This is a genomic window from Citrobacter sp. wls619 (assembly GCF_005281345.1).
Taxonomy (GTDB): domain Bacteria; phylum Pseudomonadota; class Gammaproteobacteria; order Enterobacterales; family Enterobacteriaceae; genus Citrobacter.
In genome coordinates this window covers 29,371-49,522 of the sequence record NZ_SZXJ01000035.1, presented here as the reverse complement: position 1 = coordinate 49,522, position 20,152 = coordinate 29,371, and the positions used below count along the sequence as shown (strand labels likewise).

Sequence of the window (20,152 nt, the reverse complement as noted above, 5' to 3'; positions counted from 1 at the left end):
GTGAGTTAAGTTAAGTGATAGACTATTTCATCATTTTTTTAGCTGCTATGTACATAGCGTTGACGCTGTGCCATGAAGCAACAGCGGGGGAGTGTAGTCGCAAATGGCGAAAGAGAAAAAACGTGGCTTTTTTTCCTGGCTGGGCTTTGGTCAAAAAGAGCAGGCACCGGAAAACGAGACAGAACTAAAAAACGAAGAACAACAACCGGTTACTGAAGAAGCAACCGTCGTTGATGAGCCGTCACGCGCGCAGGAAACGCATAGCGAGGCAGAAACAGAAGCCTTTGCCGCTGAAGTTGTTGACGTCACTGAACAGGTTGCGGAAATTGAAAAACTGCAGCCGGAAGAAGAATCTGTTGCTCAACAACAGCAACCGGACGTTGAACCGGTCGTTGAATCAATAGTGGAAACACCGGCACCCGCGGCAGTGACCGAACACGAAGAATTACCGCTGCCGGAAGAGGTTAAAGCCGAAGACGTTTCAGCAGAAGAGTGGCAGGCTGAAGCGGAAACCGTTGAAATTGTTGAGGCCGTTGAAGAAGAAGCTGAAAACGAGCCACAGCTAACTGATGAAGAGCTGGAAGCACAGGCGCTGGCAGCTGAAGCGGTGGAAGAAATTGCTGAAGATGCCGCGATTGTGGAGCCTGTTGAAGACACGCCAGCAGCAGAAGAGGCGGTGGTAGAAGACGCTGTGCAGGAGCAGGAAAAACCGACGAAAGAAGGTTTCTTTGCGCGCCTGAAGCGTAGCCTTCTGAAAACAAAAGAAAACCTCGGTTCCGGATTTATCAGTCTGTTCCGTGGTAAAAAGATCGACGATGATCTGTTTGAAGAGTTGGAAGAGCAACTGCTGATCGCCGATGTGGGCGTAGAAACGACCCGCAAGATCATTGCGAATCTGACGGAAGGCGCCAGCCGCAAGCAGCTTAAAGATGCGGAAGCGTTGTACGGCCTGCTGAAAGATGAGATGGGCGAGATTCTGGCTAAAGTTGATGAACCGCTGAATGTTGAGGGTAAAACGCCATTTGTTATCTTAATGGTTGGTGTTAACGGCGTGGGTAAAACCACCACCATTGGCAAGCTGGCGCGTCAGTTTGAGCAGCAGGGTAAATCAGTGATGTTGGCGGCGGGCGATACTTTCCGTGCCGCGGCGGTAGAGCAGTTGCAGGTCTGGGGTCAGCGTAACAATATTCCGGTGATTGCTCAGCATACCGGTGCGGATTCTGCCTCCGTTATCTTTGACGCTATTCAGGCGGCGAAGGCGCGAAACGTAGATGTGCTGATCGCTGATACCGCAGGGCGTTTGCAGAACAAATCGCACCTGATGGAAGAATTGAAAAAAATCGTTCGTGTGATGAAGAAGCTGGACGAAGATGCGCCGCATGAAGTTATGCTGACTATCGATGCCAGCACCGGGCAGAATGCGATAAGCCAGGCCAAACTGTTCCATGAAGCGGTGGGTTTAACCGGTATCACCCTGACCAAGCTGGACGGAACGGCGAAAGGCGGGGTCATTTTCTCGGTTGCCGATCAGTTTGGCATCCCTATCCGCTATATCGGTGTGGGCGAACGTATCGAGGATTTACGTCCGTTTAAAGCGGGCGATTTTATAGAGGCACTTTTTGCCCGAGAGGATTAACAATGATTCGCTTTGAACATGTCAGCAAGGCCTATCTCGGTGGGAGACAAGCGCTGCAGGGAGTCACATTCCATATGCAGCCTGGCGAGATGGCGTTTCTGACCGGCCACTCCGGCGCGGGTAAAAGTACCCTGCTGAAGCTGATCTGTGGAATTGAACGGCCCAGCGCCGGGAAAATCTACTTCAGCGGGCACGACATCAGCCGTTTGAAAAACCGTGAAGTGCCGTTTCTGCGCCGTCAGATCGGCATGATTTTTCAGGATCACCACCTGTTGATGGACAGAACCGTCTTCGACAACGTGGCAATCCCACTGATCATTGCGGGTGCCAGCGGGGACGATATTCGTCGTCGCGTGTCGGCGGCGCTGGATAAAGTCGGGCTATTGGACAAAGCGAAAAACTTCCCGATTCAGCTCTCCGGCGGTGAACAACAGCGCGTGGGCATTGCCCGTGCGGTGGTGAATAAACCTGCGGTACTGCTGGCGGATGAACCAACGGGGAACCTGGATGACGCGCTGTCTGAAGGGATCCTTCGCTTGTTTGAAGAGTTTAATCGCGTCGGGGTAACGGTATTAATGGCGACGCACGATATTGGGCTGATCTCCCGTCGTTCTTATCGCCAGCTAGTCCTGAGTGACGGACACTTGCACGGAGGCCTGGTGAATGAATAGACGCGACGCTATCAATCAAATCAAACAGTTCGGTGGACGACTGGATCGTTTCCGTAAATCGGGCGGTGCGCCGGGTGACGGTGGTCGCAACGCGCCAAAGCGGGCGAAAGCCGCGCCAAAGCCGAACTCGCGTAAAACCAATGTTTTTAACGAGCAGGTACGTTATGCGTTCCAGGGCGCGTTACAGGACCTGAAAAGCAAGCCGCTGGCGACGTTTCTGACGGTGATGGTTATCGCGATCTCACTGACGTTGCCAAGTGTTTGTTACATGGTCTACAAGAACGTGAACCAGGCGGCAAGCCAGTATTACCCGTCCCCGCAGATCACCGTATATCTGCAAAAAACGCTGGATGATGATGCGGCGGCACGTGTGGTGGGGCAGTTGCAGGCCGAGCAGGGTGTGGAGAAAGTGAATTATCTTTCCCGCGACGATGCGCTGGGCGAATTCCGTAACTGGTCTGGTTTTGGCGGCGCGCTGGATATGCTGGAAGAGAACCCGCTGCCGGCCGTGGCGGTGGTGATTCCGAAACTGGATTTCCAGGGCACGGAATCACTGAACACGCTGCGTGATCGCATTGCACAAATCAACGGTATCGATGAAGTACGCATGGATGACAGCTGGTTTGCGCGACTGGCTGCGTTAACGGGCCTGGTCGGTCGTGTGTCAGCGATGATTGGCGTGCTGATGGTCGCGGCGGTCTTCCTGGTCATCGGTAACAGCGTGCGTCTGAGCATTTTTGCGCGTCGCGATACCATTAACGTGCAGAAACTGATTGGTGCAACGGATGGATTTATCCTGCGTCCGTTCCTCTACGGCGGCGCGCTGCTCGGTTTTTCTGGCGCATTTCTTTCACTGATTTTGTCAGAAATTTTGGTGATGCGACTGTCATCAGCGGTCACGGAAGTGGCGCAAATTTTCGGAACGAAGTTTGATATCAACGGTTTATCATTCGACGAATGCCTGTTATTGCTGCTGGTGTGCTCGATGATTGGCTGGGTGGCAGCCTGGCTTGCCACGGTTCAACATTTACGCCACTTTACCCCCGATTAAAAAATCTCTGGTATAATCTTTCCCTGCACTGAGTAGTTCGCTCTGCAGGGAAAGAGCCCTGTTTTCTCTTCCCGGCGCATTCATCGTGATGTCACATTTTGTGCGTAATTTATACACATTACGACATGGAACTTGTGGATAAAATCACTGTCTGATAAAAGATTGAATGATATTCTCGTTGCTCATAAGCTCTGGCATGGTTGTTGCTATTGGTTTTTACCAACGCGCCAGATGACAAAGATTGAGAGGATTTGAATGACCAAAGAAATGCAAAATTTAGCTTTAGCCCCTGTTGGTAACCTGGAGTCTTACATCCGGGCTGCGAACGCGTGGCCGATGTTGTCGGCTGACGAGGAGCGGGCACTGGCTGAAAAGCTGCATTACCAGGGCGATCTGGAAGCAGCTAAAACGCTGATCCTGTCTCACCTGCGCTTTGTTGTTCATGTTGCTCGTAACTACGCGGGCTATGGCCTGCCGCAGGCGGATCTGATTCAGGAAGGTAATATCGGCCTGATGAAAGCCGTGCGTCGATTCAACCCGGAAGTGGGTGTACGCCTGGTTTCCTTCGCCGTGCACTGGATCAAAGCTGAGATCCACGAATATGTCCTGCGTAACTGGCGTATCGTGAAAGTCGCGACCACCAAAGCACAGCGCAAGCTGTTCTTTAACCTGCGTAAAACCAAGCAGCGTCTGGGCTGGTTTAATCAGGATGAAGTGGAAATGGTTGCCCGCGAACTGGGTGTTTCCAGCAAAGACGTGCGCGAAATGGAATCCCGTATGGCGGCGCAGGACATGACATTTGACATGTCTTCGGACGACGAGTCCGATAGCCAGCCGATGGCTCCGGTGCTGTATCTGCAGGATAAATCCTCCAACTTTGCTGATGGCATTGAAGAGGATAACTGGGAAGATCAGGCCGCGAACAAGCTGACTCATGCAATGGAAGGTCTGGACGAGCGTAGTCAGGATATTATCCGCGCCCGCTGGCTGGACGAAGACAACAAGTCTACGTTGCAGGAACTGGCCGATCGCTACGGCGTTTCCGCTGAACGTGTTCGTCAGCTTGAAAAGAACGCCATGAAAAAACTGCGCGCCGCAATCGAAGCGTAACCTTCCAGCCGACCTGGAAATGCTGATAAACCCTGGATGAAAATCCGGGGTTTTTTGTTTTTATCTCTCCCCTCCCTCCTGACGTTTATGCTTTTTGTCATCAAGTTGTTATCTGCATGTCAAATTTAGCTATTCCAAAATAATAAAAATCGGGTATGTTTTAGCAGAGTATGCTGCTAAAGCACGGGTGGCTATCCAATAATCGATATAAAGTGCTGAACAACAACATCACAACACACGTAATAACCACAATAATGGGGATTGTCAGGATGAATATGAAGGGTAAAGCGTTATTGGCAGGATGTATCGCCCTGTCTTTGAGCAATATGGCCTTTGCTAAGGATATTAAAGTTGCCGTCGTCGGCGCGATGTCCGGCCCGGTGGCGCAGTATGGCGATCAGGAATTTACCGGCGCAGAACAGGCTATTGCAGATATCAACGCCAAGGGCGGTGTGAAAGGCGACAAACTGGTCATGGTGAAATATGACGATGCCTGTGACCCGAAACAAGCGGTAGCGGTTGCTAACAAAGTGGTCAACGACGGGATTAAATACGTTATCGGCCACCTGTGCTCATCGTCCACTCAACCTGCATCAGATATTTATGAAGACGAAGGTATTCTGATGATCACCCCTGCGGCAACGGCACCGGAACTGACCGCGCGCGGCTATAAACTGGTGATGCGTACCACTGGTCTGGATTCCGATCAGGGCCCAACGGCCGCCAAATATATTGTTGAAAAAGTGAAACCGAAGCGCATTGCTATCGTTCACGACAAACAGCAGTACGGCGAAGGTCTGGCGCGCTCCGTGCAGGACAACCTCAAGAAAGCCAACGCTGACGTGGTGTTCTTCGACGGGATCACCGCCGGTGAGAAAGACTTCTCTACGCTGGTGGCTCGTCTGAAGAAAGAGAACATCGATTTCGTTTACTACGGCGGTTATCACCCGGAAATGGGCCAGATCCTGCGCCAGGCACGCGCTGCGGGTCTGAAAACCCAGTTTATGGGACCAGAAGGGGTCGCGAACGTGTCGCTGTCTAACATCGCGGGTGAATCGGCAGAAGGTTTGCTGGTGACTAAGCCGAAGAACTACGACCAGGTACCGGCGAACAAACCGATTGTGGATGCTATTAAAGCCAAGAAACAGGATCCGAGCGGCGCATTCGTATGGACCACCTACGCCGCGCTGCAATCCTTGCAGGCCGGTCTGAACCAGTCTGACGATCCGGCTGAAATCGCCAAATACCTGAAAGCAAACTCAGTGGAAACCGTAATGGGGCCGCTGTCATGGGATGCGAAGGGCGATCTGAAAGGCTTCGAATTCGGCGTGTTTGACTGGCATGCTAATGGTACGGCGACAGACGCCAAATAATTTTCCCGGCGCCTTTCGCGCTGCAGATGCGTTGGCTACGTTATTCAACCCCGGTCACTTACTTATGTAAGCTCCCGGGGACTTCATAACTTGCCGCCTTCCTGCAACGTGAAATTCTTGGAAAATTGCGAGATGGTTTTTTATTTTTTGCTCCCAGCATGTAGGCCGGATAAGCGTCAGCGCCATCCGGCTTTTTTATCTTTTTTCCCAGCCATTCTCCTGGGCTGTAAACCCTAACGCCTGCATAAACGCGGCCATCACGCTGCGGTCTTCAACGCCGACGTCGGCCATCCACCATGAACTCACGTCAGGGTTTTCGCGGAGAATTTCTTCAACCAAATACTGCCCAACGCCACGACGACGGGTGATATCGCGTATGCGTAAGGAATCCAGCGCGCCTTGCGTACCGCTCAGGGTGACGCGTACTGCGCCAAGCAGGCGCTCGTTAAAGCGTGCGGCATAGATCCGGTGCGTTTCATCTACGCTTAATGATGAGGCGGAATATTCCGGCCAGATTTTGCCAAGATCGATGAGATCCTGAGCACTGAAATTTTCTAAACGAACGATGGTCAGCTTCATTAACAGCATGTCCAAATCACAAAAGATGGAATCAGTGTACCGAAATAATTTACTCGGATGCTTTCTCTTTTTTATGCGATTAACCAGGTTAATCGTTTTGTGACAACGGCAATGGCAGTTTGAAACAGTAAAGATTGAAAAACAGGCAGAATAATACCCTGGAATGCAGCATTTTATTCGGCTCTTTGTACCGTTATTTTATGCTGACAAACGCACTTTTTTTTGTTTATCTATAGTGAAAAGCAGAATATTATCTTTTCTTAATCGACTGAAATATAGAGATTTTAGCCTGATTTTGCTTAAAAAACTGTGCTAAACCATTAATGAGACTGGTAAAAATAGTGCAGTTCAAAAAAAGCACAGTCTGCTTTTTAACCATATAAATACAAAATATTAATTACGTCACGAATGGGGATTCAGGTAATGAAACGGAATGCGAAAACAATCATCGCAGGGGTGATAGCACTGGCAATGTCACACGCGGTCATGGCGGAAGATATCAAGGTCGCTGTTGTCGGCGCGATGTCAGGTCCGGTCGCGCAGTGGGGTGATATGGAATTTAATGGCGCACGTCAGGCCATTAAAGATATCAATGCCAAAGGCGGGATCAAAGGCGACAAACTGGTTGCCGTGGAATATGACGATGCCTGCGATCCGAAACAGGCCGTTGCCGTCGCGAACAAAATCGTCAATGACGGCATTCAGTACGTAATTGGTCACCTGTGTTCTTCATCGACTCAACCGGCATCAGATATTTACGAAGATGAAGGCATTCTGATGATTTCTCCGGGAGCGACTAACCCGGAACTGACGCAGCGTGGTTACGCGCACATCATGCGCACCGCGGGTCTGGACTCCTCTCAGGGGCCGACTGCTGCGAAATACATCCTGGAGAAGGTGAAGCCACAGCGTATCGCCATCATTCATGACAAACAGCAGTACGGTGAAGGCCTGGCGCGTTCGGTGCAAGACAGCCTGAAAGCAGGTAAAGCCAACATCGTCTTCTTTGATGGGATCACCGCCGGGGAGAAAGATTTTTCTGCGCTGATCGCTCGCCTGAAAAAAGAAAATATCGACTTCGTTTATTACGGTGGCTACTACCCGGAAATGGGGCAAATGCTGCGTCAGGCGCGTTCAGTTGGCCTGAAGACGCAGTTTATGGGGCCAGAGGGCGTGGGAAATGCCTCACTGTCTAACATTGCTGGTGATGCCGCTGAAGGCATGTTGGTTACCATGCCAAAACGCTATGACCAGGATCCGGCGAACAAAGCTATCGTTGATGCGCTCAACGCTGAGAAGAAAGATCCAACCGGACCATACGTGTGGATCACTTATGCAGCTGTCCAGTCATTGGCGACAGCAATGGATCGCAGCGGTAGCAAAGAGCCGCTGGACCTGGTGAAAGATCTGAAAGCACACGGGGCTGATACCGTGATTGGGCCGCTGAAATGGGACGAAAAAGGCGATTTGAAGGGATTTGAGTTTGGTGTCTTCCAGTGGCACGCGGATGGTTCATCGACTGTCGCGAAGTAATACCTGAAGACGCGTTATCCCACCGCCCGTGCAAAACGGGCGGGTTTAAAAAGGTTACCTTATGTCCGAGCAGTTCCTCTATTTCTTGCAGCAGATGTTTAACGGCGTCACGCTGGGAAGCACCTACGCGCTGATCGCCATTGGCTACACGATGGTGTACGGCATTATCGGCATGATCAACTTCGCCCACGGCGAGGTGTATATGATCGGCAGTTATGTCTCCTTTATGATCATCGCTGCGCTAATGATGATGGGTATTGATTCCAGCTGGCTGCTGGTTGCCGCGGGCTTCGTCGGTGCCATCGTGATTGCCAGCGCCTACGGCTGGAGCATTGAACGCGTGGCGTATCGGCCCGTACGCAGCTCCAAGCGCCTGATTGCGCTGATTTCCGCCATCGGGATGTCTATTTTCCTGCAAAACTACGTCAGTCTGACGGAAGGCTCACGCGACGTGGCACTGCCTAGCCTGTTTAACGGTCAGTGGACTGTCGGTAGCAGTGAAAACTTCTCTGCGTCCATCACCACCATGCAGCTGGTTATTTGGATTGTGACCTTCCTTGCGATGCTGGCGCTGACGCTGTTTATCCGCTATTCGCGTATGGGACGCGCCTGTCGTGCCTGCGCGGAAGACCTGAAAATGGCTAGCCTGCTCGGCATTAACACTGACCGCGTGATCGCGCTGACTTTTGTGATTGGCGCAGCAATGGCGGCGGTAGCAGGTGTATTGCTTGGACAGTTCTACGGTGTAATTAACCCCTATATTGGCTTTATGGCCGGGATGAAAGCCTTTACCGCGGCGGTTCTTGGCGGTATCGGTAGCATTCCAGGGGCGATGATCGGCGGCCTGATTCTGGGCGTGGCGGAAGCGCTCTCCTCTGCTTATCTGAGTACGGAATACAAAGATGTGGTGTCATTCGCACTGCTGATTCTGGTGCTGCTGGTAATGCCGACCGGTATTCTGGGTCGCCCGGAGGTAGAGAAAGTATGAAACCGATGCATTTTGCAATGGCGCTGCTTTCAGCGGTCATGTTTTTCATCCTGGCGGGCGTCTTCATGGGCGTTCAACTTGAACTGGATGGCACGAAGCTGGTGGTGGATACCGCTGCGGATATCCGCTGGCAGTGGGTGTTTATCGGTACCGGCGTGGTCTTTCTTTTCCAACTGCTGCGTCCCGTTTTCCAGAAGAGCCTGAAGAGCGTCTCCGGACCGAAGTTCATTCTGCCGGCGATTGATGGCTCAACCGTCAAACAGAAGCTGTTCCTGGTGGCGCTGCTGGTCATTGCTGTCGCATGGCCCTTTATGGTGTCGCGCGGCACGGTGGATATCGCTACGCTGACGATGATATATATCATCCTCGGCCTCGGCTTAAACGTGGTGGTCGGCCTTTCCGGCCTGCTGGTGCTGGGCTACGGCGGCTTCTATGCCATTGGTGCGTATACCTTTGCGCTGCTGAACCACTATTATGGTCTTGGTTTCTGGACCTGTTTGCCGTTGGCGGGACTGGTATCGGCGGCGGCAGGGTTCCTGCTTGGCTTCCCGGTTCTGCGTCTGCGCGGCGACTACCTGGCGATAGTGACCTTAGGCTTTGGCGAAATCGTGCGTATTCTGTTGCTCAATAATACTGAAGTCACCGGTGGCCCGAACGGTATCAGCCAGATCCCTAAACCCACCTTTTTCGGTCTGGAATTCAGCCGTAGTGCCCGTGAAGGCGGCTGGGATACCTTCAGCAACTTCTTTGGCGTGAAATACGATCCCTCTGATCGTGTGATTTTCCTCTACCTGGTGGCGCTGCTGCTGGTGGTCTTCTCGCTGTTTGTCATCAACCGCCTGCTGCGTATGCCGCTGGGCCGTGCATGGGAAGCGCTGCGTGAAGATGAAATTGCCTGCCGTTCACTGGGCTTAAACCCTACGCGCATCAAGCTGACCGCCTTTACCATCAGCGCTGCGTTTGCCGGTTTTGCCGGAACGCTGTTTGCCGCGCGCCAGGGTTTTGTCAGCCCGGAATCGTTCACCTTTGCCGAGTCGGCCTTTGTGCTGGCGATTGTCGTGCTGGGGGGGATGGGATCGCAGTTTGCGGTGATCCTGGCGGCCATCCTGCTGGTGGTCTCACGTGAGCTGATGCGTGATTTCAATGAATACAGCATGTTAATGCTGGGTGGTTTGATGGTACTGATGATGATCTGGCGTCCGCAGGGCTTGCTGCCGATGACCCGTCCACAGTTGAAGCTGAAAAACGGGGAAGCCAAAGGAGAGCAGGCATGAGTCAGCCATTATTATCGGTTAGCGGCCTGATGATGCGTTTTGGCGGCCTGCTGGCGGTCAACAATGTGTCTTTGGATTTGCATAAAAAAGAGATTGTCTCTCTGATTGGCCCGAACGGCGCGGGGAAAACCACGGTCTTCAACTGCCTGACCGGGTTCTATAAGCCGACCGGCGGGACAATTAAGCTGCGCGACCAGCACCTTGAAGGGCTGCCGGGCCAGCAAATTGCGCGTATGGGCGTGGTGCGTACCTTCCAGCATGTGCGTCTGTTTCGCGAAATGACGGTGATTGAAAACCTACTGGTGGCGCAACATCAGCAACTGAAAGCTGGGGTTTTCTCCGGGCTGTTAAAAACTCCGGCTTTTCGCCGCGCGCAGGATGAAGCGCTGGACCGCGCCGCCACCTGGCTTGATCGTATCGGCCTGCTGCAGCATGCTAACCGGCAGGCGAGCAACCTGGCCTATGGCGACCAGCGCCGCCTTGAGATTATCCGTTGTATGGTCACTCAGCCGGAAATTCTGATGCTCGATGAACCTGCTGCGGGCCTCAACCCGAAAGAAACCAAAGAGCTGGACGAGCTGATTGCTGAACTGCGCGATCATCACGACACCACCATTTTGCTGATTGAGCACGATATGAAGTTGGTGATGGGCATTTCTGACCGTATTTACGTGGTGAACCAGGGGACGCCGCTGGCGAACGGGACACCGGAGCAGATTCGTAACAACCCGGACGTGATCCGCGCCTATTTAGGTGAAGCATAATGGTGGTGAGGCATAAGATGGAAAAAGTCATGTTGTCTTTTGACAACGTCAACGCCCACTACGGCAAGATCCAGGCATTGCACGATGTCAGCCTGTACATCAATCAGGGTGAAATCGTGACGCTTATCGGTGCCAACGGCGCGGGGAAAACCACGCTGCTCGGGACGCTGTGCGGTGATCCGCGGGCAACAAGTGGGCGTATTGTCTTTGATGGTAAAGATATTACCGACTGGCAGACGGCAAAAATCATGCGTGAAGCGGTGGCGATTGTCCCGGAAGGGCGTCGTGTGTTTTCCCGTATGACGGTAGAAGAGAACCTGGCGATGGGGGGCTTTTTTGCCGAGCGCGACCAGTTTCAGGAACGCATCAAATGGGTGTACGACCTGTTTCCACGCCTGCATGAGCGTCGTATCCAGCGTGCGGGAACCATGTCTGGTGGTGAGCAGCAGATGCTGGCGATTGGCCGGGCTTTGATGAGCCAGCCGCGTTTGTTGCTGCTTGATGAGCCGTCGCTGGGGCTGGCACCGATCATCATCCAGCAGATCTTTAACACCATTGAGCAATTGCGCGAGCAGGGGATGACGATTTTCCTCGTCGAACAAAACGCCAACCAGGCACTGAAACTCGCTGACCGTGGGTACGTGCTGGAAAACGGTCACGTGGTGCTGGAAGATACCGGTGATGCATTGCTGGCGAACGAAGCGGTGCGTAGCGCTTATCTGGGCGGTTAACCGTTATCTAAATAGACAAGGGGCTCAGCAGGCCCCTTTTTTATTGCGCTATGTTATTATTGATAATGATTATCAATAATAAAAATGAACACGGAGAAAGGATGACACGTTCAGGTGCCGGTATGGCGATTGGAAGTCTACTAGTGGCCTGCTCATTCAGTGCGCAGGCAGTGAAAGAGCAAACTTTCGATCCGCGCGATCCTGCAATATGGCAAGAAAAGCCGGTCAACCCGTCAGCACAATCCAACTCACCCTGCGAGGTATTCAGCAGTTCAGTGTGTCCGGGCTGGGAAGATGAAAAATCGGATATCCAGCGTGACCGTGAGCGGCGGGAGCAGCAGCGTTTACAGAACGAATATGAACGCCGCTGGCGAAGAGAGTAAGACTGGCAACGCAATCATTCATACCTTCAGGGATTGCGAGTTCTGTCCCAGCATTTGTACGCTATATTCTGCATAATCAATAGCTTGATTTATATTTTATATCAATGGTAATTGCATGAATGATTCACTGCATCAAACTAATGTGCAGCCCATGCCCGCAATTGATGGCGTCACGGTTTCGTTTAATGGGCTGAACTATCTGCGTCCAGAACTTCTGCTGGATTTCGTCAGTATTAGTCCCTCACCGTTGCTCGCCGTAACGCCTGTAGCGCTGCTGTATTCCTCTGTGGGCGTGCTTCAGCAAGTCGATTTGCGCAAGCTGCCGGTGGAAGTCTGTGGGCGCGTGGTTTATCCCATCTCTTCACTGAAGCTTCCTGCATTACGGGGAAAACTCATCATCAACGCCCAGTCACGGCGACTCAAGTTTCTGGAAAGCCTGGTGGCGATATCTCCGGAAGATAACATTCATGGTATGCAGATCCTGGGCCTGGCGCTGGAGTTTACGTTCGCACAACCTGAGTGATCTCATCTGTACGGCAAATCTTTTTATGGGCCGGGTAAGGCACCTCCCCGGCTTTGTTGTGCTCCACCCCGCATTTTCCTGTCACTCCGCTTTCACCGCCTTGCCATCTGTTTGTCGCCTTACTATCTTTTTTTTGTAATAAAAAAGTTATTTTTCTGTCATTCGAGCATGTCATGTTACCCCCGCGAGCATAAAACGCGTGATATCGCGCATACGGCACAACAAGAGAGATAACCGATGATATCGTTACGACATACAGCTTTAGGACTGGCACTTAGCCTGGCATTTGCAGGTCAGGCACTGGCCGTTACCACCATCCCGTTCTGGCATTCAATGGAAGGCGAACTGGGTAAAGAAGTTGATTCACTGGCGCAACGTTTTAATGAGGCTCATCCGGACTACAAAATTGTTCCGCAGTACAAAGGCAACTATGAGCAGAGCCTGAGTGCAGGCATTGCCGCCTTCCGTACCGGAAATGCACCTGCGCTGCTGCAGGTCTATGAAGTCGGTACCGCCACGATGATGGCCTCCAAAGCCATTAAACCCGTCTACGAAGTGTTTAAAGAGGCCGGGATTAACTTCGATGAGTCTCAGTTCGTGCCGACGGTTTCAGGTTATTACACCGACTCTAAAACCGGACACTTGCTCTCTCAGCCGTTTAACAGTTCCACCCCGGTGCTGTACTACAACAAAGATGCCTTCAAAAAAGCCGGTTTAGATCCTGAGCAACCGCCGAAAACCTGGCAGGATCTGGCGGAATACACCGCGAAGCTGAAAGCCGCAGGCATGAAGTGCGGCTATGCCAGCGGCTGGCAGGGCTGGATCCAGATTGAAAACTTCAGCGCCTGGAACGGATTACCGGTCGCGACTAAAAATAACGGTTTTGACGGTACCGATGCTGTACTGGAGTTCAACAAGCCGGAGCAGGTGAAACATATCGCGCTACTGGAAGAGCTGAATAAAAAGGGCGATTTCAGCTATTTCGGGCGTAAAGATGAATCCACCGAGAAGTTCTACAACGGTGATTGTGCGATTACCACAGCATCGTCCGGCTCTCTGGCTGACATCCGCCACTACGCTAAATTCAACTATGGTGTCGGGATGATGCCGTACGATGCCGACGTGAAGGGCGCGCCGCAGAACGCCATTATCGGCGGGGCCAGCCTGTGGGTAATGCAGGGTAAAGACAAAGCAACCTACCAGGGCGTCGCGGAGTTCCTCAACTTCCTGGCGAAACCTGAAATTGCTGCCGAATGGCACCAGAAAACCGGTTATCTGCCCATCACCACTGCCGCCTACGATCTGACCCGCGAGCAGGGCTTCTATGAAAAGAACCCTGGGGCTGATATCGCCACCCGCCAGATGCTGAACAAGCCGCCGTTGCCGTTCACCAAAGGGCTGCGTCTGGGCAACATGCCACAGATCCGCACCATCGTGGATGAAGAGCTGGAAAGCGTCTGGACCGGGAAGAAAACCCCGCAGCAGGCGCTGGATGCCGCCGTTGAACGTGGCAACCAGTTACTGCGCCGCTTTGAGCAATCGACCAAGTCTTAAGTGTATAAGTGCCTGATGGCGGCTCTGCCTTACCCGGCCTACAAATACGCGTAGTTTGTAGGCCGGATAAGGTGCTTGCACCGCCATCCGGCACCTTCCAGGAAAAAAACCTACATGTCCTCATCCCGTCCGGTGTTCCGTTCGCGTTGGCTTCCCTATCTACTGGTTGCCCCGCAGTTGGTTATCACCGTTATTTTCTTTATCTGGCCTGCCGGTGAAGCGCTGTGGTACTCACTGCAAAGCGTTGATCCCTTTGGTCTTTCCAGCCAGTTTGTCGGACTGGAAAACTTTGTCGCACTGTTCCATGACCCGTACTACCTTGATTCGTTCTGGACCACTATCAAGTTCAGCTCGTTGGTTACGGTAAGCGGCCTGTTGGTGTCGTTATTTTTTGCCGCGTTGGTGAATTATGTGGTACGCGGCAGCCGTTTTTATCAAACGCTGATGCTGTTGCCCTACGCCGTTGCGCCTGCCGTCGCAGCCGTATTGTGGATCTTCCTGTTTAACCCAGGACGCGGACTGATTACCCATTTTCTCGGTGAATTTGGCTATGACTGGAACCATGCGCAAAACAGCGGTCAGGCGATGTTTCTGGTGGTGTTTGCATCGGTCTGGAAGCAGATTAGTTACAACTTCCTGTTTTTCTTTGCCGCACTGCAGTCGATCCCGCGTTCACTGATCGAAGCGGCTGCAATTGATGGCGCAGGGCCGATTCGCCGCTTCTTTAAGCTGGCGCTGCCGCTGATTGCGCCGGTTAGCTTTTTTCTGCTGGTGGTGAACCTGGTTTACGCCTTCTTTGACACCTTCCCGGTGATCGATGCTGCGACAGCGGGTGGGCCGGTGCAGGCTACCACCACGCTAATTTATAAAATCTATCGTGAAGGTTTTGTCGGACTGGATCTCTCCGCATCAGCCGCGCAGTCGGTGGTGCTGATGTTCCTCGTCATTATTTTGACGGTGGTGCAGTTCCGCTATGTGGAAAGTAAGGTGCGTTACCAATGATAGAGAATCGTCGCGGGCTGACAATATTCAGCCATACCATGTTGATTCTGGGGATCATGGTGATCCTGTTTCCGCTGTACGTCGCGTTTGTTGCGGCGACGCTGGATAACAAAGCGGTGTTTGAAACGCCGATGACGCTGGTGCCCGGCACACAACTGCTGGAAAACATGAAATACATCTGGGTCAATGGTGTGGGGGTGAATAGCGCACCGTTCTGGCTGATGATGCTCAACAGTTTCATCATGGCATTCAGTATTACGGTGGGAAAAATCACCGTCTCGATGCTCTCCGCATTCGCCATTGTCTGGTTTCGCTTTCCTCTGCGTAACCTGTTCTTCTGGATGATTTTTATCACCCTGATGCTGCCGGTGGAGGTGCGTATCTTCCCGACGGTGGAGGTGATCGCCAATCTGAAGATGCTCGACAGTTATGCGGGTTTGACGTTGCCGCTGATGGCATCGGCTACCGCCACCTTCCTGTTCCGTCAGTTCTTTATGACGCTACCAGATGAACTGGTTGAAGCGGCGCGAATTGACGGTGCGTCGCCGATGCGTTTTTTCCGCGATATCGTGCTGCCGCTGTCGAAAACCAATCTGGCGGCGCTGTTCGTCATCACCTTCATCTACGGCTGGAACCAGTATCTGTGGCCGTTGCTAATTATTACCGACGTTAACCTGGGCACCGCCGTAGCAGGCATCAAAGGCATGATTGCCACCGGTGAAGGCACCACACAGTGGAATCAGGTAATGGCAGCCATGCTGCTGACGCTCATCCCTCCGGTAATCATCGTGTTAGCCATGCAGCGCGCGTTTGTGCGTGGTTTAGTGGACAGTGAGAAATAAAATGGCTGGTTTAAAACTACAGGCAGTAACCAAAAGCTGGGACGGCAAAACCCAGGTGATTAAACCGCTGACGCTGGACGTCGCGGACGGGGAATTCATTGTGATGGTAGGCCCATCCGGTTGCGGAAAGTCTACGCTACTGCGGATGGTCGCCGGCCTGGAGCGGGTGAGCGGCGGCGACATCTGGATTGATAATAAGCGCGTCACCGAAATGGAACCGAAAGATCGTGGCATTGCGATGGTGTTCCAGAACTATGCACTCTACCCGCATATGAGCGTGGAAGAAAACATGGCCTGGGGATTGAAGATTCGGGGAATGGGCAAGGAGCATATTGCCGAACGGGTGAAAGAGGCGGCGCGTATTCTTGAACTGGGCGAACTGCTCAAACGCCGTCCGCGCGAGCTTTCTGGCGGCCAGCGTCAGCGTGTGGCGATGGGGCGGGCGATTGTTCGTGATCCGGCGGTATTCCTGTTTGATGAACCGCTTTCTAACCTCGATGCCAAGCTGCGTGTGCAGATGCGTCTTGAGTTACAACATCTGCATCGCCGACTGAAAACCACCTCGTTGTACGTCACACACGATCAGGTTGAGGCGATGACGCTGGCCCAGCGTGTGCTGGTGATGAACAAGGGCATTGCTGAACAGATTGGCACGCCAGTGGAAGTCTACGAAAAACCCGCCAGTCGCTTTGTGGCAAGCTTTATCGGTAGCCCGGCGATGAACCTGCTGGATGGGTACGTTAGCGCTTCTGGCACCCATTTTGAGCTGGAGGGCGGTATGACATTGCCGATCGGCAGAAGCGCCAGGGAATCTGGTGGGCGTAACATGACGCTGGGTATCCGCCCGGAGCATATTGCGCTAAGCTCGCAGGCCGAAGGCGGCGTGCCGCTGGTGTTAGATACGCTGGAAATGCTGGGCGCAGATAACCTGGCGCACGGACGTTGGGGTGAGCAAAAGCTGGTGGTGCGACTGGCGCATCAGCATCGCCCGACGGCAGGCAGCACGCTATGGCTGCATCTGCCAGAAAATCATTTGCATCTCTTTGATGGCGAAACAGGACAACGCGTATGAGTAACTGGCCTTATCCCCATATTGTCGCCCATCGTGGCGGCGGTAAGCTGGCACCGGAAAATACCCTGGCGGCGATTGACGTGGGGGCGCGATACGGTCACACCATGATTGAATTCGATGCCAAATTGTCGAAAGACGGTGAGATCTTTCTGCTGCATGACGACAATCTGGAACGTACCAGCAACGGCTGGGGCGTGGCGGGTGAACTGAACTGGCAGGATCTTCTGCGTGTTGATGCCGGCGGCTGGTTTAGCGGTGAGTTTAAAGGCGAGCCATTGCCGCTGCTCTCCCAGGTGGCCGAGCGCTGCCGCCTGCATGGCATGATGGCGAATATTGAAATCAAACCGACCACCGGAACCGGGACGCTGACCGGCAAAGCCGTGGCACTGACTGCGCGTGAACTGTGGTCGGGAATGACGCCGCCGCTGCTGTCATCTTTTGAAATTGATGCGCTTGAAGCAGCGCAGCAGGTGGTGCCTGAGCTGCCGCGTGGTTTGCTGCTTGATGAGTGGCGCGAAGACTGGCGAGAGCTCACCACCCGGTTGGGTTGCGTCTCTATTCATCTTAATCATAAGCTGCTGGATGAGGCGCGGGTGGATGCGTTGCGCGATGCGGGGCTGCGGATTCTGGTGTATACCGTCAACCGACCCCAGCGCGCGGCAGAACTGCTACGCTGGGGAGTAGACTGCATTTGTACCGATGCGATTGATGTCATCGGGCCGGATTTCCAGCCCTGTTAAGGTCCAAGCGTTTTTAACGGAACGTTAGGTTGCGGCGTGCTGGACGGTTTTAGCATGTCGCCATTCTTTTTTTCCGGGAGCATCTGTTGCTGTTTATTCAGCGAGTTGTCCGGGTTATGCGTTCCGTTTAACATCCCGCCATTGTTGTTGGGCAGCATTTGCTGCTGACCGGAATTCAACTCACCTGGCTGAGACTGACGTACTCGCTGGGAGTTGGTGTTGATCTGGTTTTCCATATGCTGTTGCTGCATGCGTGTCTGCGTTTGCAACTGCTGGTTGAGCATTCCTTTCTGTTGAATTTGCTGCGTTTGCATTTGTGTTTGCATACGCTGTTGACTCGGGATCTGATAACCGGGTTGATTCGGGTTATTCATGGTGTTGATTGGCTGTGCAAAGCCTGCAAACGGCAATAGCATGGCTAAAAGTAAGAGTCGTTTCATCGCTTTTCTCCTCTCGGGGATCGTTTAAGTTTACTCCTTTCTCGCCGTTACGATGATTATTTCAGAGTTATGCACCAGGCTTAGTGGGGGCCGACCCCATAAATCTGGAGAATAACGATGATAAAACCGACGTTTTTACGCCGGGTAGCCATTGCTGCTCTGCTCTCAGGAAGTTGTTTTAGCGTTGCGGCAGCACCGGCTGCGCCGCCACCGGTATCCTACGGTGTTGAAGAAGATGTGTTCCATCCTGTGCGTGCGCAGCAGGGGATGGTGGCGTCCGTGGATGCGCTGGCCACGCAGGTTGGGGTCGATATTCTCAGACAGGGCGGTAATGCCGTCGATGCTGCCGTCGCCGTTGGTTATGCGCTGGCGGTGACGCATCCACAGGCGGGTAACCTGGGGGGGGGCGGCTTTATGATGCTGCGCACCAAAGATGGGAAGACGACAGCAATTGATTTCCGTGAAATGGCGCCAGCTGGCGCGACTCGCGATATGTTCCTTGATGAACAGGGTAACGCCGATGCGAAAAAGTCACTGACGTCGCATCTGGCTTCCGGTACGCCGGGTACCGTGGCGGGTTTCTCGCTGGCGCTGGAGAAATACGGCACGCTGCCGCTGAACAAAGTGGTGCGCCCGGCAATGAAGCTGGCGGAAGAAGGCTTTGTGGTTAACGACGCGCTGGCCGACGATTTGAAAACCTACGGCAGCGAAGTGCTCCCCAACCACGAAAATAGCAAAGCCATTTTCTGGAAAGATGGCGAGCCGCTGAAAAAGGGCGATAAGCTGGTACAGAAGAACCTGGCAAAAAGCCTGGAGATGATTGCCGAGAATGGCCCTGATGCGTTTTATAAAGGGGCGATTGCCGATCAGATAGCCGAGGAGATGAAAAATAACGGCGGGCTGATCACCAAAGCGGACTTAGCTGACTACAAAGCCGTAGAGCGTGCGCCAATCAGCGGTGACTACCGTGGTTATCAGGTCTTCTCGATGCCGCCGCCATCTTCCGGGGGGATTCATATCGTGCAGATCCTCAACATTCTCGAAAACTTCGATATGAAAAAGTACGGCTTTGGCAGCGCCGATGCCATGCAGGTCATGGCTGAAGCAGAAAAATATGCCTATGCCGACCGTTCCGAATATCTTGGCGACCCGGATTTTGTGAAAGTGCCGTGGCAGGCGCTGACCAACAAAGCTTATGCTAAATCGCTTGCCGATCAGATTGATATCAACAAAGCGAAGCCTTCCAGCCAAATCAAGCCTGGCAAACTTGCTCCCTATGAAAGCAACCAGACCACTCACTTCTCGGTGGTGGATAAAGACGGCAATGCCGTGGCGGTGACCTATACCCTGAATACCACCTTCGGAACCGGCATCGTGGCGGGTAACACCGGTATTCTGCTCAATAATGAGATGGATGATTTCTCCGCCAAGCCGGGCGTGCCGAACGTTTATGGGCTGGTGGGCGGCGATGCCAACGCGGTTGGGCCGAAGAAGCGTCCGTTGTCGTCGATGTCGCCGACGATTGTGGTTAAAGACGGGAAAACCTGGCTGGTGACCGGTAGCCCAGGTGGAAGCCGAATTATCACTACCGTACTGCAAATGGTGGTTAACAGCATTGATTTTGGGATGAACGTCGCTGAAGCGACCAACGCGCCGCGCTTCCACCATCAGTGGTTGCCGGATGAACTGCGCGTTGAAAAAGGTTTTAGCCCGGACACCGTCAAGCTGCTGGAGCAGAAAGGGCAGAAAGTGGTGCTGAAAGAAGCAATGGGCAGCACGCAGAGTATTATGGTTGGACCGGATGGTGCACTGTATGGCGCTTCTGACCCGCGTTCTGTGGATGATTTAACGGCGGGATATTGATGGTATTGCCGGGTCTGCCGTTG

At 53.0% G+C, this 20,152-nt stretch carries 20 protein-coding genes; 18 read left to right on the top strand and 2 right to left on the bottom strand.

Going from position 1 to position 20,152, the window contains the following annotated elements; translation table 11 throughout:
* The first annotated feature begins 103 nt into the window (after positions 1-103).
* From ftsY to livJ, 5 genes are all read left to right on the top strand, one after another.
* Positions 104-1,636, top strand: coding sequence for a signal recognition particle-docking protein FtsY (ftsY, locus tag FDX19_RS05815; RefSeq protein WP_137381974.1), 1,533 nt, complete (start codon positions 104-106; stop codon positions 1,634-1,636).
* A 2-nt stretch (positions 1,637-1,638) separates the two neighbouring features.
* Complete coding sequence (gene ftsE / locus FDX19_RS05810) at positions 1,639-2,307, top strand: cell division ATP-binding protein FtsE (protein WP_137381973.1); 669 nt, start codon at positions 1,639-1,641, stop codon at positions 2,305-2,307.
* Entirely contained in the window at positions 2,300-3,358 is a 1,059-nt protein-coding gene (gene ftsX / locus FDX19_RS05805; RefSeq protein ID WP_137381972.1) for a permease-like cell division protein FtsX, read from the top strand. The genes ftsE and ftsX overlap by 8 nt, the downstream gene beginning before the upstream one ends.
* Positions 3,359-3,613: 255 nt before the next feature.
* Entirely contained in the window at positions 3,614-4,468 is an 855-nt protein-coding gene (gene rpoH / locus FDX19_RS05800; RefSeq protein ID WP_003023425.1) for an RNA polymerase sigma factor RpoH, read from the top strand.
* A gap of 269 nt (positions 4,469-4,737) precedes the next feature.
* On the top strand, positions 4,738-5,841 hold the full coding sequence (gene livJ / locus FDX19_RS05795) for a branched chain amino acid ABC transporter substrate-binding protein LivJ (RefSeq protein ID WP_170974354.1): 1,104 nt from the start codon (positions 4,738-4,740) through the stop codon (positions 5,839-5,841).
* A gap of 195 nt (positions 5,842-6,036) precedes the next feature.
* Here the strand turns inward: livJ and panM are convergent, their stop codons facing one another.
* Complete coding sequence (panM, locus tag FDX19_RS05790) at positions 6,037-6,420, bottom strand: aspartate 1-decarboxylase autocleavage activator PanM (RefSeq protein ID WP_137382196.1); 384 nt, start codon at positions 6,418-6,420, stop codon at positions 6,037-6,039.
* 423 nt (positions 6,421-6,843) lie between these two features.
* Here panM and livK point away from each other — a divergent pair, with 423 nt between their 5' ends.
* From livK to ugpQ, 12 genes are all read left to right on the top strand, one after another.
* Positions 6,844-7,953 (top strand): high-affinity branched-chain amino acid ABC transporter substrate-binding protein LivK, encoded by a 1,110-nt coding sequence (gene livK, locus FDX19_RS05785; RefSeq protein WP_137381970.1) that lies wholly within the window; start codon positions 6,844-6,846, stop codon positions 7,951-7,953.
* A 61-nt stretch (positions 7,954-8,014) separates the two neighbouring features.
* Entirely contained in the window at positions 8,015-8,941 is a 927-nt protein-coding gene (gene livH / locus FDX19_RS05780; protein WP_003023435.1) for a high-affinity branched-chain amino acid ABC transporter permease LivH, read from the top strand.
* On the top strand, positions 8,938-10,215 hold the full coding sequence (gene livM / locus FDX19_RS05775) for a branched chain amino acid ABC transporter permease LivM (protein ID WP_137381969.1): 1,278 nt from the start codon (positions 8,938-8,940) through the stop codon (positions 10,213-10,215). Before livH ends, livM begins: the two co-directional genes overlap by 4 nt.
* Positions 10,212-10,979, top strand: a complete 768-nt coding sequence (gene livG, locus FDX19_RS05770) for a high-affinity branched-chain amino acid ABC transporter ATP-binding protein LivG (protein ID WP_048213581.1) — start codon at positions 10,212-10,214, stop codon at positions 10,977-10,979. The genes livM and livG overlap by 4 nt, the downstream gene beginning before the upstream one ends.
* A 17-nt stretch (positions 10,980-10,996) precedes the next feature.
* Entirely contained in the window at positions 10,997-11,710 is a 714-nt protein-coding gene (livF, locus tag FDX19_RS05765) for a high-affinity branched-chain amino acid ABC transporter ATP-binding protein LivF (RefSeq protein ID WP_137381968.1), read from the top strand.
* Between the two features lie 101 nt (positions 11,711-11,811).
* Entirely contained in the window at positions 11,812-12,093 is a 282-nt protein-coding gene (locus FDX19_RS05760) for a hypothetical protein (RefSeq protein ID WP_137381967.1), read from the top strand.
* Positions 12,094-12,208: 115 nt separating this feature from the next.
* Positions 12,209-12,616: a dTDP-glucose pyrophosphorylase gene (locus tag FDX19_RS05755; protein ID WP_137381966.1), complete on the top strand. Its 408-nt coding sequence runs from the start codon at positions 12,209-12,211 to the stop codon at positions 12,614-12,616.
* A gap of 237 nt (positions 12,617-12,853) precedes the next feature.
* A complete protein-coding gene (gene ugpB / locus FDX19_RS05750) occupies positions 12,854-14,170 on the top strand; it encodes a sn-glycerol-3-phosphate ABC transporter substrate-binding protein UgpB (protein ID WP_137381965.1) in 1,317 nt (438 codons plus the stop codon).
* 114 nt (positions 14,171-14,284) lie between these two features.
* A complete protein-coding gene (gene ugpA / locus FDX19_RS05745) occupies positions 14,285-15,172 on the top strand; it encodes a sn-glycerol-3-phosphate ABC transporter permease UgpA (protein WP_137365820.1) in 888 nt (295 codons plus the stop codon).
* Positions 15,169-16,014, top strand: a complete 846-nt coding sequence (ugpE, locus tag FDX19_RS05740) for a sn-glycerol-3-phosphate ABC transporter permease UgpE (RefSeq protein ID WP_137381964.1) — start codon at positions 15,169-15,171, stop codon at positions 16,012-16,014. Before ugpA ends, ugpE begins: the two co-directional genes overlap by 4 nt.
* Position 16,015: 1 nt before the next feature.
* Complete coding sequence (locus tag FDX19_RS05735; RefSeq protein ID WP_137381963.1) at positions 16,016-17,086, top strand: sn-glycerol-3-phosphate import ATP-binding protein UgpC; 1,071 nt, start codon at positions 16,016-16,018, stop codon at positions 17,084-17,086.
* A complete protein-coding gene (gene ugpQ, locus FDX19_RS05730) occupies positions 17,083-17,826 on the top strand; it encodes a glycerophosphodiester phosphodiesterase (protein ID WP_137381962.1) in 744 nt (247 codons plus the stop codon). Before FDX19_RS05735 ends, ugpQ begins: the two co-directional genes overlap by 4 nt.
* On the opposite strand, the gene FDX19_RS05725 is transcribed toward ugpQ, so the two are convergent.
* Positions 17,823-18,266 (bottom strand): DUF2756 family protein, encoded by a 444-nt coding sequence (locus tag FDX19_RS05725; protein WP_137381961.1) that lies wholly within the window; start codon positions 18,264-18,266, stop codon positions 17,823-17,825. The genes ugpQ and FDX19_RS05725 overlap by 4 nt on opposite strands.
* Before the next feature lie 117 nt (positions 18,267-18,383).
* On the opposite strand from FDX19_RS05725, the gene ggt reads away from it, so the two are divergent.
* Positions 18,384-20,129, top strand: coding sequence for a gamma-glutamyltransferase (gene ggt, locus FDX19_RS05720; RefSeq protein WP_170974353.1), 1,746 nt, complete (start codon positions 18,384-18,386; stop codon positions 20,127-20,129).
* Positions 20,130-20,152: the final 23 nt, after the last annotated feature.